The sequence below is a fragment of the Streptomyces sp. PT12 genome (assembly GCF_003311645.1).
In the GTDB taxonomy this organism is placed as follows: domain Bacteria; phylum Actinomycetota; class Actinomycetes; order Streptomycetales; family Streptomycetaceae; genus Streptomyces.
The window spans coordinates 1-12,777 of record NZ_QEST01000219.1 but is presented as its reverse complement, the minus strand read 5'-3'; the positions used below and the strand labels follow the sequence as shown (position 1 = coordinate 12,777).

Annotated in this window: 9 protein-coding genes; 5 read left to right on the top strand and 4 right to left on the bottom strand. The window is 69.5% G+C overall.

Annotated elements, in window-relative coordinates:
* The 3 genes from DEH69_RS33695 to DEH69_RS23640 all read right to left on the bottom strand — a co-directional run.
* The coding region (locus DEH69_RS33695) for a type II toxin-antitoxin system Phd/YefM family antitoxin (protein WP_369008276.1) at window positions 1–677 on the bottom strand (677 nt) is incomplete at its 3' end.
* Window positions 678–1,634: 957 nt separating this feature from the next.
* Window positions 1,635–4,823: an AAA family ATPase gene (locus DEH69_RS23645; protein ID WP_113689020.1), complete on the bottom strand. Its 3,189-nt coding sequence runs from the start codon at window positions 4,821–4,823 to the stop codon at window positions 1,635–1,637.
* Window positions 4,820–6,142 carry an exonuclease SbcCD subunit D gene (locus DEH69_RS23640; protein WP_113689019.1) on the bottom strand — a complete coding sequence of 441 codons (1,323 nt, stop codon included), beginning with the start codon at window positions 6,140–6,142 and terminating at the stop codon, window positions 4,820–4,822. Before DEH69_RS23640 ends, DEH69_RS23645 begins: the two co-directional genes overlap by 4 nt.
* Before the next feature lie 135 nt (window positions 6,143–6,277).
* On the opposite strand from DEH69_RS23640, the gene DEH69_RS23635 reads away from it, so the two are divergent.
* Genes DEH69_RS23635 through DEH69_RS33060 form a run of 5 tightly spaced genes read left to right on the top strand, consistent with a single transcriptional unit; the run spans window position 6,278 to window position 11,577 of the window.
* On the top strand, window positions 6,278–7,120 hold the full coding sequence (locus DEH69_RS23635) for a hypothetical protein (protein WP_113689018.1): 843 nt from the start codon (window positions 6,278–6,280) through the stop codon (window positions 7,118–7,120).
* Between the two features lie 49 nt (window positions 7,121–7,169).
* Window positions 7,170–8,312 (top strand): hypothetical protein, encoded by a 1,143-nt coding sequence (locus tag DEH69_RS23630; protein WP_113689017.1) that lies wholly within the window; start codon window positions 7,170–7,172, stop codon window positions 8,310–8,312.
* Window positions 8,309–9,814, top strand: coding sequence for a hypothetical protein (locus tag DEH69_RS23625; protein WP_113689016.1), 1,506 nt, complete (start codon window positions 8,309–8,311; stop codon window positions 9,812–9,814). Before DEH69_RS23630 ends, DEH69_RS23625 begins: the two co-directional genes overlap by 4 nt.
* Window positions 9,811–11,142: an AAA domain-containing protein gene (locus DEH69_RS23620; RefSeq protein ID WP_113689015.1), complete on the top strand. Its 1,332-nt coding sequence runs from the start codon at window positions 9,811–9,813 to the stop codon at window positions 11,140–11,142. Before DEH69_RS23625 ends, DEH69_RS23620 begins: the two co-directional genes overlap by 4 nt.
* Window positions 11,143–11,166: 24 nt before the next feature.
* The gene (locus tag DEH69_RS33060) at window positions 11,167–11,577 is read left to right on the top strand and encodes a DUF3375 family protein (RefSeq protein WP_309302898.1); all 411 of its coding nucleotides are present in this window, start codon (window positions 11,167–11,169) and stop codon (window positions 11,575–11,577) included.
* On the opposite strand, the gene DEH69_RS23610 is transcribed toward DEH69_RS33060, so the two are convergent.
* On the bottom strand, window positions 11,462–12,427 hold the full coding sequence (locus DEH69_RS23610) for a hypothetical protein (protein WP_147255794.1): 966 nt from the start codon (window positions 12,425–12,427) through the stop codon (window positions 11,462–11,464). The genes DEH69_RS33060 and DEH69_RS23610 overlap by 116 nt on opposite strands.
* Between the last annotated feature and the right edge of the window lie 350 nt (window positions 12,428–12,777).

Below are 12,777 nucleotides of genomic sequence, written 5' to 3'. Positions count from 1 at the left end.
GGGGGGGGGGGGGGGGGGGGGGGGGGGGGGGGGGGGGGGGGGGGGGGGGGGGGGGCGGCCAGGGCCTCGGCAAGCGAGGCGAGGTGCCGCCGCGGCGGCGCGGCGGCCGGCTCAGCCCCTGTAGCGGCGGGCGCGGCCGGGGTGTTGGGCCCGGCCGGGGCGGCGGGGGGCGCAGGCGGTCCCGGGGGTGGGGCGGTGGCCGTGCCGGGTGCGCTGTGGGGCGCCGGGGACTGGCTGGATGGTACGGCCGGGGCCTGGGCGCCCGGGCCGGGTGCGGAAGCAGGCACAGCGTCCGCCGGGGCACCGGGCGCAGCGGCGGGGCCGGTGGTGAGCGGCATCTGCCCGTCGCAGGTGCCGGCCGGGGCGTCCGTGTCGGTGTCCGCGGGCTCCGCCGGCTCCGTGGCAGGGGCGGGGGTGGTGTGGGGGATCAGGACGGCGACCGGTGTCTTGTGGCGGCGCAGGACCTGTGGGGAGCCGTTGGCAGCTGCCTGGACGAGCTCGCCGAGCTTCTTGCGGGCCTCGGCCGTCGGCCAGGTGGGGGCGGCGGCCAGGTCGCAGCCGGCTTCCTCGGCGGCGGCGGGCGAGACCAGCAGCGCCCGGTGCTCCCGGCCCTCGCTCTTGCGCGTGAGCGGCGTGGACCGGCCCGCACCTGCGGCCTTCACCAGCTGCGGCAGCATCCCGCGCGCCTCATGCACCGTCGACGGCGCTGGCCCGCCCAGCGGTTCGGTCGGTGGAACAACCTCGTCTGACACCACAGCACCTTTTCACTGACGCGCACGATTCACCTGGGGGCACACCCCCCGGTGTTGTAACGTCCAGCGTATCGGTACAGACACGGGCTCCGGTACGAAACTCGAAGGGTAGGAAGCGGTACGAAATCCGGGGTCGTTGTCGATGGCCTGGGGCGGCGGGGCTGCAGCCGGTCAGGCCCCGGGGCCGACGGTCTGCGCGGCCCGCGGAGTGGATGCGGTCGTCAGTAGCAGAGTGGCCTTGGGGGATTGTCTTGCAGCAAGATCTCTCCCAAAGGAGCCTCAAACGTCGCCCCGGTAGCGGCTGTGAGCACGGCAACGCGCTGTGGGTACCAGGCTGCGGTGCCAGGACCCGCGTTCCGCGCAATTCGCCGTCTCTGGAGCAGCGGCATGCCTGCTGGCCTGCGACTTCGCCCCGCCGGGCGTCGCAGGCCGTTTCTCTAGGGCGCGACGTTTCTGCAGGTAGCGGGGCTTCCCGATGCGACCGCCAAGGGCGCCGGGCGACCCCCTCTTGCAAGCCGAGCCGGAGGCCACGATAGAGCCCCTGCCTCACGCTCAGCTCACGAGTTGTCAACTCGCCACGATATAGCTCGGTTTAACCAGCCGCGCTTCGCCCCATTGTCGGCCCGGTGGCGCGCTCGGGCACCTCGCTGACCTGCGCGTTTCTCTATGCCTAGAGAAACGCCTCTGCGGCACGTGCAAGCGTGTTTCCGCAGGTCATGGGCCAGATCCGCGCTCTAGGCATGTCGAATTGCGCGGAACGCGGGCAGGAGGTTGCCGGCAGGCGGACGGCGCCCCTCGGGGGACGGCCGTACACGGTCTGGTGGGGCAGGTAGCGCCACTGCACCGCGGTCCGGTCCACGTACAAGATCGCGTTCAGTTGAACTACCGCGCCAGTGCTTGTAGGCCGCTGGCCAGATCAGCCTGTGCCAGTTCGTCGCGCTCGGCTGGTGTGAGCCAGCGAGCGGACGACCCGGCGGTGGTCCGCTTCACCCACAGCACGTCGTCAACGGCCTCGGCAACGGCGTGCAGGTGGCTGATCACCATGACAAGGCGGTCACTGCCGGCCCGGGTACGCAACACCTCGAGGGCCGAGTCCAGTGCGGTGGTGTCGAGGGCTGCGAAGCCTTCGTCAAGGAATAGGGAGCCGAGAGCCGGGCCGCTGCGGGAATGCAGTTCGGCGAGCGCCAGGGCCAAGGCGAGCGATGCTTGGAACTTCTCTCCTCCGGACAGCCGATTTGGGTGGTGGACGACTCCGGATGTGCGGCTGACGATGTCGAAACTGTCGGCGAAGCCGAACCGCCCGTCGGACATTTGGCCGAGCAGGTCGCTGGCGACACCGAGCAGTGCGCGGGTGCGCAATGTGGTGAGGTGGCCCAGGAACTTGGCGTCGACGAGTTCACGGCGCAGGACCTCCAGGGCTTCGTAGCGCGCCTTGCCTGCGGTTATGGCGAAGTCCAGGGCAGCGGCCGGCTTGATCAGGTCCTGCGCTTCCCGCTGCTTCTTTCGCTGGTCCTTGGCTTCTTTGGCTGCCTGTGCGGCTGTGGCGACGAGGGGATGGAGCGCCTCGGGTGTTGTCAGGTCGGCTTCGGTATCGAAGCCGTCGACATCGGCAAGTGCGGCAGCGTACTCGCCGAGGCTGCTCTTGGCGGCAGCGGAGCGGTCTGCGGCGGCGGTGGCGCGCTGGGTGAGCTTGTCACCCAGTGTCGAGGTGGTCGTCGACAGTGCGGCGGCGTACTTGCGGATTTCGGCGATCCTTGACTGGATGGGGGCCTTCGGCGCCTGGTGTTGGTCGGCCACGTCGAGATGAGTAATGGTCTGGGTGACGGCCTGAGCCCACGCGTCCAGGTTGTCGCGCAGTTTGTTCAGCGGCCGTTCCAGGCGGGCCTGGGTGTCCTGGTCGAGAGCACGCTGGTCGACAAGTACCGTGGCCTTCTCCGCCCTTGCCTCCTCCCTCTGGTCGAGCAGCTCTTGGACTTCTGCTTGCCGGGCGGCGACAGCGGCGGTCGCAGCGGCTGCCTCGTCGGCGACCACGTCGATCGCATCGTTCGGCAGCATCGCTCGGATGCGGGAGGGAAGCGTACTGACCTCGGCAACGGTCCTGGCCACGGCACGGGTGTAGCGCTCAGAGGCTTTCGCGGTGTCGTCGGTGTGGCGTTGATGGGCTCGCGTACGCTCTGTCAGCGTCTTGCGGTCTGCTTCGATCTCGGCGGTGCGGCGATGCCCTTCGGCCTGCAGTTGCTCGGCGTGCGTAGTGGCTGCCTGTTCGCACGCGGTGATGGCGTCGGCGATCGGCACTGTGTCCTGCTCGAGTTGTGCGGCTCCATCAGCGGTCGGGGCGGACAGGCTTGCGGTGGCCGCAGTCAGTATCGCCGATGCTGATTCGGCGTCGAAGCCGCCGCGGGTTTCGGCGGCCAGAGCCGCGAGGTCTCCGAAGGCGCGCACCGCTTCTGCGCTGGCCTCCTGAGCCGTCTGCTGTGCGCTTTGGTGCTCCTTCTCGCGTTCAAGAATCGCCTCTTCGGCGGCGGTCACGGCGGCACGGGCTCCAGCGAGCCGGTCGACAGCCGTGTCACGTGCGGTTTTTGCGCGGCTCAGCCGGTCTGTCGCCGTGGCCAACTCGGCCGCGTCAGTGTCCGGTGCGGGTGCGAAGTCGGCCGGGAGTTGCTGGTGGCATACGAGACAGTTGTCACCGGGGCGCAGTTCGGCGGCGATCGCGGCGGCCTTGTCGCGTCGTCGGAGCGCCTCCAGGTGGGCATCGGCTTCCGCGAGGGCTCTGCGCGCCGCCTCTGTTTCCGTTTCCACCCGGCCGAGATCGTCACGGGCGGATTCGCGTCGGCTCACCGCCATGGCGTGGGCGCTCGCGGTGCCGGCGACGCGGCGGGCTGCCGTGAGGGCTGTGGTCAGCGCGGTGTGGACGGTGGTGGCGCACGTGCGGATCTGGTTGCTCGTCTCCGCGGCGGCACGGGCTTGTTCTGCCAGCGGTTTTGCGTGTTCGGCGCGCTCGGCCAGCTCCGCTTCGGCGTTGGCGATGGCGTCGCGTTCGTCGGCGAGTTGTTCGGTGAGTGTGGCGAGCCGGTCGCGCTCGCCGCGGTGTTCCTCGGCATGTGTCGCGAGGGCCTTGAGGATCATGGTGGCTTTGGTGAGTACGTCCCGGCCTTCTCCTGCCGCGTCTGCCGCGGTGATCGCTGCGGTCAGTTCCTCTTCCCGGGCTGCGGCTTGTGCGGCGCGCCGGTCCAGGGCGTCGTGTCGTGCGGCGATGTCTGTGGCGATGGGCTCGAGTGCGTCGAGGGTGGCGCTGGCATCGGTCACCGCGCGCGCTGACAGGGTTTCGGCGGTGATAGTAGCCGCCGCTGCGGCGTCCCGGGCGGCAGACACCTCGCCCCGCAATGCGGTGATGCGCTCGATGGCGATCTCCAGGCGTTCAGTGCGGGCTGTGGCCGCGTCGGCGGCCGCACCGGCTTCCTCGGCGGCCTGCTCGGGATTGACCGGCATGGGGGCGCGTTCGGCCCTCGCGTCGCTCAACAGTGCCTGGAGAGTCTGGCTGTGGCGGACGGCCATCTGCTGGACTGATTCCAGTGACTCGGCGCCGAACAGTTCGCGCAGCCGTTCACTCCGCTCCTTGGGTGCGGCGGTGAGGAGCTGGTCGAACTTGCCTTGTGGGAGCAGTCCGACGCGCAGGAACGTGTCATAGCCCATCTGCAGCACCGCTTTGATGCGGTTGTCGACGGCGGTGGCGCCGTCGGTCTCCTCGCCGGTATCCAGATTTTTCAGGTGGTGCCGACCTGCGTTCGGGTTGGTGGCGTGCATGGTTCGGTGTACGCACCAGCGTTGCCCATCGTGCAGGAATGTGAGCTCGACGTTCATGGCCTGCATGCCGTCGGCGATGAGTTGCCGGGGTTCCTTGGCGTCCCAGGAGCTTTTGCGGAACAGGGCGAAGACGATGGCGTCGAGCAGGCTGCTTTTACCGGACCCGGTGTCGCCGAGGGCTGCGACCAGGCTCTTGCCGGTGAACTCGACGGTGACCGGGCTGGGGTAGCTGCGGAATCCGGTGAGGGCGAGCGTCAGCGGTTTCATCGTGTCGTCTCCGCTGCGGTGGTGTCGGTGCCAGCCAACAGACCGGAGCGGTCAATGGTGTCGAGGGGCTGGCCAGCGATTGCGGCGGTCAGCAGGTTCTCCTCGCAGCACGGTGCGGGATCGTCGGGGTCGGGTTCGGCTTGTAGCTGGGCGAAGGCGGCCATGACACGGTCCAGGGCCAGACCAGTGGTGCCGCGGCCGGGCAGGTAGTCGCGCAGCAGGTCGTCGATGCCCGGCAGCTCCTCGGTGGAGGTCTCCCGGTCCAGCACGCGGTGGGCTGCCCCGGTGTGGCGCTCTTCGATGTCGACGATCGTCGCGTGCGGCAGCATCTTGGTGAGGGTGTCAGACAGAAACGGGCTGAAGGCTTCGACGTTCACCACTGCTTTCACCCAGGCATCTCCGACACGGCCGGCGCGTTGCGCGATCTCTTCCAGAGTGCCCTCCAGTCGGATCAGACGGCGGCCGGCGGTCAGCGGCACGGTTTCGATGAGGGATTCCCTGCCCGGGCCGATCTCGGCCAGCACGACGCTCTTGGTGTCGCCGGTCTCGCCGAAGTCCATCTGCAGCGGGCTGCCGGCGTAGCAGGCCGGGAATCCGGCGCGGCCGACGGACTGCGGCTTGTGGATGTGGCCGAGGGCGCCGTAGGCGACGTCGGGCATGTCGGTGGCTGAGGCTGCGTAGTCGTCGGCGATGGAGATCTTCCTCTCCGAGTAGGAGGGGGTGGCTCCTTCGACGAACAGATGGGCAGCGAAGACCAGAATGTCCCGGGCGCCGCGGCTTGCGGTCAGGCGGCGGTAGACGTCGGCCTGGACGGTGCGCATCCTCTCGGCGTAGGTCGCGGTCGTCAGGGCGGGGTCGGCGAAATCATAGGTGAACCTGTTGGGGTGCAGGTACGGCAGTGCGCCGATGCGCAGCGTCAGCTCCCCGTCTTTGGTGGGGTATTCGGCGACAAGCAGCCTGTCGGGGCGGGCGTCGGTGGCGAAGCGGACCCGGGCCTGGTCTGCTTCGCGGGTGCCCATGTCGTTGAGGATGTACTCCAGGAACGCCAGGACGTGAGTGGTGTCGTGGTTGCCAGCGACGACGACCACGGGCGCGATCGCGCCGAGGCGGCGCAGTGCGTGTGCTGCGCGGCGTATGTCGTCCAGGCCCGGTCTGGAGCTGTCGAACAGGTCACCGCTGTGCACGATCAACTCGGGGGCGAAGTCGTCGGCGATGTCGATGATTTCGTCCAGGACGGCATCGACTTCAGTGTCACGTCGGTGGCGGCCGATCTGGCGGCCCAGGTGCCAGTCGGAGGTATGGAATACGCGTCCCGTCACGGGGTGCCTCCAGGAGAACGGTCTGCGGGCGGGCACGGGCTGCGCCACCCTGGCCGGAGGTTCAGTGACGCCGACTGTACACCGAATCTCAGGAAGAAATCTGGAAAACTCTGGAACTCTGGTAGCGTCTGAGGCATGAGTGATCCGCTGGACGCCCTGGAGAAGAGCATCAGCACCCTGCGCCGCGCCATCCGCGATGCTTCCGCCGCCGGCGACACCGAGCGCGCCGGCGAGCTGCGGGCGCAGCTCCGCCGCGCCGAGCGGGCCTGGGATGCCCTCATCGACGCCGACGAACCGGCGCCCGCACCGCCCCGTCCCGTGCCGGAAGCGGCCCCGGCTGCCCGGGGATCGCAGCTCCCGGCACGCGAGCACGTCCACCGCGCCCTGATGTTGCTCGGGACCCCGGCCGCCCCCAAACTGATCGTCGGCGTGCACGAGGCGTTCTTCCCGGGCGAGCTGTCCGCGTCCAAGCTGTCCAGCCTGCGCCGGGACGAGGAGCGCTCCTACCGGTCCAGCCCGGGCGCCCGGCCGTACTACCTGTGCCCGGCACTGGCGCACGACCTTCTGACATCGGTGCGGGCACTCATCACCATCAGCACCTGGACGCTGGAACAGCGCATCATCGGACCGCTGTCACCGCGCGTCGACTTCCTCACCGGCGCGATCCGCGTCGCCGAGGCGGTGCACGCCTCGGCAAAGTCCGCGGGAAGCGGGCCCAGTCCGGCTGCGCTGCGGCTGCTGTGGCGTTTCGCCGTGAACATCCCCGACGCGATGCCGAAGAGCACCTCCGGTCACGAGACTGCACTGGACCCGCAGAAAGTGATCGACGCCGCCCAGGCCGAGATGGACGTGCACGCCGACGCCGACCTCGCTGCCCGGGCCGAGGCCGCGCGGCGGGCCCGCAAGTCGCTCCGCGACGACCAGCAGCTGTTCGGCGCGCCCCAGCAGGGCGTCACACACCTGCAGGCCCGGGCCTGACGCCCCGTCCCTCAGCAGTCCCCTCTCCCCCGCAAGGATCTCCGACACCGTGAAAGCACCCGTCGACAACCGCCTAGCCGCTCTGCGCGGATCCGCACAGAGCCGGGCCTACAACGCCCGGTCGCTGGCCGCCTTGGAGAACAACCCTCGCTGCACGCTGCGGGCCCTGCTGGACGCCTCAGGATCCGACAAGGCCGCGATCGCCGCGCACGCCGGCTACCCGTCCCCCTTCGGCCAGTCCGCCTTCGCCTTCGCCCGCGGCAACGCCTTCGAGGCGATGGTGAAGGACAACGGCTGCGCGGAACTCCTGCGCGTCCTGCGCGAGACCCTGAAGCTGACGCTGCCCGAGGTGGCATACCTGGACCTGAACGACGTAGGCGGCGACGGCCGCCGTGCGACCCGCCGCGACCACACTGCCCGGGTACTGCTGCAGGCAGCCCAGGGCACCGGCGAGGGCACCCTGTTCGACCACCCGATGCTGTACCTCCAGGTCGGCGGGCAGGAGGCGTTCCTGGAGCCAGACCTGGTGGCCTTCCGCATCGACGGCCGCTTTTACATCGTGGAGATCAAAAGCTTCCCGATCATCGACGGTCAGGCCGACCCGGCGCAGGTGCGGTCGGCGACCACGCAGGCATGCGCGTACATCATCGCACTGCGCGCCCTGCTCGAGGAGGCCGGAATCGACCGGCAGGCCGTGTCCGACACCATCGTGCTGGTCGCGCCGAAGGACTTCACCAACCGCCCGACCGCAGCGTTCGTCGACGCCCGCAAGCAGGTCTCCGCCCTGACCCGTCAGCTGGCCCGCATCGAGCGCATCAGCGATCTCGTGGACCTGCTGCCCGAAGGGCTCACCTTCGACCTCGACCTCGACAAGGATGGCCGGCCCCGCCGCCCGGCCGAAGAACTGGCCGAGGCGCTGGAACAGGTGCCCGCGACGTATCGCCCGGACTGCCTGAACCATTGCGAGATGGCGTTCTACTGCCGCGCCCGCGCCCGTGCGGAAGCCTCACTTGATGTGCTCGGCCCTGTGGTGCGCGAACAGTTCGGCGGAATCGACACCACGACCATGGCCCTCGGACTGGCCCGCGGGCAGCTGACACCGACCGCGGACCAGAGCGACATGGCCGCCGCGCTGCGGCACGCCGCACGGCTGCGTGCCGAGCTGACCGAAGCATCAGGGGGTGCTTCATGAGCATGCTGTCGGCGTTGGCGCACGTGGAGGCGATGGAAACCATGGAGGCGGTGCGCCAGACCGAGTTCCGGCACCGGCGTCTGTCGGGCCGACCGCTGGTGATCATTCCGCTGACGATGGCCGGAGAAGCTGGAGCTCCGCTGGCGGCAATGGTCGGCACCGCCAAGAGAGACATGACGCTGCTGGTCGTGCCGCAGCCCCGCAACCGGGATCAGAGGTTCGCGTTCGCCGCCGACCTGGGCCGGATCGTGATGGGGTACATCGACTCCTACCGCCAGGACCGCCGCGGCGAAGGCGAGCGTTCCCGGTACAGCGACGCGCCGCAGATCCTCGTCCCTAACCACGGCGGCATCAAAGCCCTGGCCGACCTCGGGCGCATGTGCCGCTTCCGCTCGACGTCCGGCCCCTACGCTGTGCCCGACGTCGTCCCCGAGTTCGGCATGTGGCTGACCTTCCTGGTCGACACCGCCGAGATAGCCGGCACCTCCATGCTGCTGCCCCTCACGGCGATGCTCACCGAGCACTGGGCCACCGGCCAAAGCGAGCTGGAAGACCAGAACCTGGCCTCGCTCATGGCCTGGATCGCTCCGCCGCCCGGACTGAGCGTCGAGCAGGCCATGGCCGATGCGGAGAACCCGGACGTCTGCCCGCCGGCAGGACCGGCGACGTCCCCGGAGTTCGACAACCGTGACCTGGCACCGGCGATCAAACGGTTCGACGCAGCGCACGCCCTCGGCGACCCGCACGCGCTGGCGGCCGCCCAGGCCGAGCTGAGCAACCTGATCGCGGAACAGGTCAAGCCCACATGGCGCACGATGTGGAGAGCCATATCGCTGCTGCGGTCCGTCCCCGAGGCACCGCGGACCGCCAAACGCCTCGAACGCGACTGTGTGTCCTTCACCTTGTACTCCGATTACCGGGACGCCGGCGGTCTTCCCCAGCGCAAGCGGGATACCGCGATCGGCGCGGCGCAGCGCCTGAGCCGGCTGGAGCGGGCGCTGGCCGAGTTCCAGGCCGACATGGCCTTCGACGACCCGTTCGTGCTGGCCGACCGGCGCAGTACCGGGGAGGCGTTCGCGGGGACGGTCGAGGAGAGCGAGCCCGGTCGGATCGTCACCACGGCCAAGAACACGCGGGTGCCGCGGCCGCGCGTCACCGTCCGTACCGACGATCCCGTGCGGCTGGCCTCCGGCACCAAGCTGATCAGCCCGTCCATGCCGGCAGGCCACAAGGCCGCGATCGTCTCCGTCTTCCCCGACGGCGACACGACGCTGGTCACAGTGGAGGTCACCGGCGGCATGGGGCGTGCCCGTATCCCGAAGCCGGGCACCGTGCCGGTGCCCGGCCAGCGCATCGCCTACCTTCCCGACCCGGGCTGGCGCCCGACACCCGTGTTCCCGGCATCCGATCACACCCCATGGACACACAACGCCGGCCTCGACGGGCCGGACATCGACTCCGTCGTACCTGAGGACGCCGCCGCAGAGGAGTGGGGCCAATGAGGACTGACAACGCCACTGCAGCCGCGAACGCCGCCACCGCAGCGATCCTGGCCGACCTGGCCGACTCCCGCCACCAGGCCGTCGTCGTCGACTCCCCACCGGGCGCCGGCAAGAGCACCCTGGTGGTCGACGCCGCCCAGGAACTCACCGCAGGCGGCGAACGCCCGATCATCGTCGCCCAGACCAACAACCAGGTCGACGACCTGATCGAGCGTCTCGCCACGAGGCACCCCGACATCCCCCTCGGCCGCCTGAGCGCCACCGACTACGTCCCGCCACAGGCCCTGGGCGCCCTGGCGAACACGACCGTCGGCCGCACCCTGGCCGACCTGGCCAGCTGCCAGATCATCGTCGGCACCGCCGCCAAGTGGGCCACCGTCCGCGACGGCACGTTCGGCTGGGCCATTCTGGACGAGTCCTACCAGATGCGCTCGGACATGCTGCTGCAGATCGTCGAACGCTTCGACCGGGGACTGTTCGTCGGCGACCCAGGCCAGCTGGACCCATTCACGATCGTCGGCACCGAACGCTGGATCGGGCTGCCGCACGACCCGACGCAAAACGGCGTCACCGTGATGCTGGAACACAACGGGGGCATCCCCGTTCACCGGCTGCCGGTGTCCTGGCGCCTCCCGTCCTCCGCCGCCCCCACCGTCGCCCAGGCCTTCTACCCGTTCACCGGCTTCACCGGCGGAACCGACGAAGACACACGCGCCCTGGAGTTCCGCACTGCGGGCTTCGGCAGCACCAATCTCGATGAGACCCTCGCGATGGCGTTCACCACTGGCTGGGCCCTGCACGAACTGCCCCGCCGCCACGTCCCGCGCACCGACACCGAAACCATCCAGACCGCCGCAGACCTCGCCGGCCGACTGCTGGACCGTGGAGCGGTCGCCACCTGCGAGCGCCACCGAAGCGGCCGACCCCTGACCGCCGGCGACATCGCCATCGGCGTCGCCCACCGCGACCAGGCCGACCTGGTCCGAACCGCACTCACCCGGACCGGCAACCCGAACGCGCCGAGCGTGGCAGTCGACACCGCGAACCGACTGCAGGGCCGCGAGTTCGAAGTCGTCATCGTCGTACACCCGCTGTCCGGCCGCCGGGACGCCACAGCCTTCCACCTGGAGGCCGGACGGCTGTGCGTCCTCGCCTCGCGCCACCGGCAGGCATGCATCGTCGTCGCCCGCGAAGGAATCGCCGATCTCCTGGACAGCCACCCCTCGATGGACCCGGTGCATCTGTCCGTGCCGGCCAAATTCCCCGACGGCTGGGAGGCCAACCAGGTCATGCTGGCCAAACTCGCCCAGCATCGCGTCGCCGCATGACTCCTGTACAGGTGCCTTGCCGGAGTGCGCGAAATTCCAGCAGCATTCGACCGAGTCTCGGGTCTTGTGCGTCATCCGACATGGATGCTGCTGCGTGCGGACCATGCTGCTTTGGTGCTGTCGTTCTGCGGCACGGTGTTCGTCGACGAGAACGCGCGCGGTGTGCCGGAGACCATGCTGGAGTCTCGGTTGGACGACCGGCTCTACCTCCTCAACGAGCGCGAGTCCGGCTCGTTTCCGCGGCCTGCCGCCGCCTATCTGGCAGAGTGGACGAAGAACGGCTGGCTGCGTAAGTACTACCCGCCTGTCCCAAGCGCGATTACGCCTCCGCATCCGGATCTTCGCTGGCGAGGCGGCCGGACAGCTCAGCCCGCAGTTCGGGCACCGGGACCTGAGCACCTAGCAAGCCCGCGAACTCCCCCAATCCCCAGGTGATCAGCTGCCCGCTGCGGGTGAGGTAGAAGCCGACCCGCTCCAGACGGTAAAGATCCTCGAAGTCCAGCAACGCGTACCCGGCCAACTGGTATGCCGCCGCTGGCGGGAGACGGACTGGATCCTTCAGCGCTTTGAAGTCCAGCAGCAGCCGGCCGGCGATCAGGTCCGCGTCCGCGCCGCCCACCGCGCGCGAGCCGGCGAAAATAGGCCCTGAATAGCACTCCTCGGCCTCGGTTCCGGCGCGCAGCTCACCGAGGGCGTCCTGCGCAAGCCGCACCTGCGCCGTGAGGTCGTCCACCATGTAATCGGGGATCTGGGCGAGCAGCGCGGGCAACGTCAGCCCGGCAGCCAGACGCACCATCGCCGACCCCGGGTACAGGACACCGGAGCGGTAGACCTCCTCGAACCACACCATCGCCACGCACAGGCGGGCCAGCCGGTCCTCAGCCGCGGCGGCCAGCAGTACCGGCTGGCCCCGGTCGTCGGGCTGCTCCTGCTTGAGCAGAGAGCGCAGTTCACTCTCCAGGTCCCGGCCGGTTGCCAGAATCGCATCGGCGACGTCGGGGCGCCGCATACTCGCGCACCAGGCGGCCGCGCTCGCGACACCCTCGCGGACCGCACCGTCGATCACCTGCCGACAGGTGAAAGCGTAGCGCAGCCGGTGGTCGATCGCCGCGCCGAGCGTGCCCCATGCCGGCCGTACCCCGGGCGGTGGTGTCGGCAAGGACACCGGCCGCTGCGCGGCGCGGGCCGCGGCGCGGTAGGTGTCCATCGCCGCACGCGGACGTGGCAGGTGTAACGCGGTGAATCGGGTGAACGGGCTGTCGGGCGAATCGATCTGGGACGTCAAGGACATTCCATGGTTCCTCTCTCCAGGACGTGGGCGCTTTGCCACGTCTCGGCCTGCACATGGAGGTACGCGTCACCTGGGTGCGGGCGGACCGTCGCCGGTTTTCGTCGGTGGAGCATCAGCCCTTGGCCGATCCGGGGTGGACGACACTCATCGGCCCGCCTTCGGCGGGCCCACTGGCTGACCCAGCACCTGGCGCAATACAGCGTCGTGCTCCTGGAAGACCACTCGCCCGCCTGCCCTCAAGGCGTCCCATACGGTCGCCTGTCCTGAAACCTCTCTCAGGAGTCGGAGAGGGGGTCTGTCCAGTCAACGGCTGATCTTGGTTGTTGAGGTTCAGTGGCTGGTGG